General features: G+C 58.6%; 1 rRNA gene (running past one end of the window). It reads left to right on the top strand.

Features of this window, described 5'->3' with window-relative positions:
* The first annotated feature begins 187 nt into the window (after positions 1-187).
* Positions 188-1163 (top strand): 16S ribosomal RNA (locus tag IEY93_RS37320); it runs 609 nt beyond the window's last position.

The following is a 1163-nucleotide window of genomic DNA, read 5'->3' on the forward strand; positions in this document are numbered from 1 at the left end:
CTTAAAGGGTCGGTTTCCGGGTGGTGTACGCGTCCGTTTCTTGAGAACTCAACAGTGTGTTAAAAGCCAGTGCATGAGAATGCATTATCTCCGTCCTCCGCGGCCTGGTTTCCGGGTTGTGGGGATGGTTCCTTTGGTTGGCATCACCGTGTGATGGTGGTGTCTGCCAGGGTTTCTTTTCAGACATTGTTTGGAGAGTTTGATCCTGGCTCAGGACGAACGCTGGCGGCGTGCTTAACACATGCAAGTCGAGCGGAAAGGCCCTTCGGGGTACTCGAGCGGCGAACGGGTGAGTAACACGTGAGTAACCTGCCCCTGACTCTGGGATAAGCCTGGGAAACCGGGTCTAATACCGGATATGACTTCGCGTGGCATCGCGCGGGGTGGAAAGTTTTTTCGGTTGGGGATGGGCTCGCGGCCTATCAGCTTGTTGGTGGGGTAGTGGCCTACCAAGGCGACGACGGGTAGCCGGCCTGAGAGGGCGACCGGCCACACTGGGACTGAGACACGGCCCAGACTCCTACGGGAGGCAGCAGTGGGGAATATTGCGCAATGGGCGGAAGCCTGACGCAGCGACGCCGCGTGGGGGATGACGGCCTTCGGGTTGTAAACCTCTTTCAGCAGGGACGAAGTTGACGTGTACCTGCAGAAGAAGCGCCGGCTAACTACGTGCCAGCAGCCGCGGTAATACGTAGGGCGCAAGCGTTGTCCGGAATTATTGGGCGTAAAGAGCTCGTAGGTGGCTTGTCGCGTCTGCCGTGAAAGCCCATGGCTTAACTGTGGGTCTGCGGTGGATACGGGCTGGCTAGAGGTAGGTAGGGGCAAGCGGAATTCCTGGTGTAGCGGTGAAATGCGCAGATATCAGGAGGAACACCGGTGGCGAAGGCGGCTTGCTGGGCCTTACCTGACGCTGAGGAGCGAAAGCGTGGGGAGCGAACAGGATTAGATACCCTGGTAGTCCACGCTGTAAACGTTGGGCGCTAGGTGTGGGGTCCTTCCACGGGCTCCGTGCCGTAGCTAACGCATTAAGCGCCCCGCCTGGGGAGTACGGCCGCAAGGCTAAAACTCAAAGGAATTGACGGGGGCCCGCACAAGCGGCGGAGCATGTTGCTTAATTCGACGCAACGCGAAGAACCTTACCAAGGCTTGACATCGCCCGGAAA

The sequence above is a fragment of the Sphaerisporangium melleum genome, assembly GCF_014646695.1.
In the GTDB taxonomy this organism is placed as follows: domain Bacteria; phylum Actinomycetota; class Actinomycetes; order Streptosporangiales; family Streptosporangiaceae; genus Sphaerisporangium; species Sphaerisporangium melleum.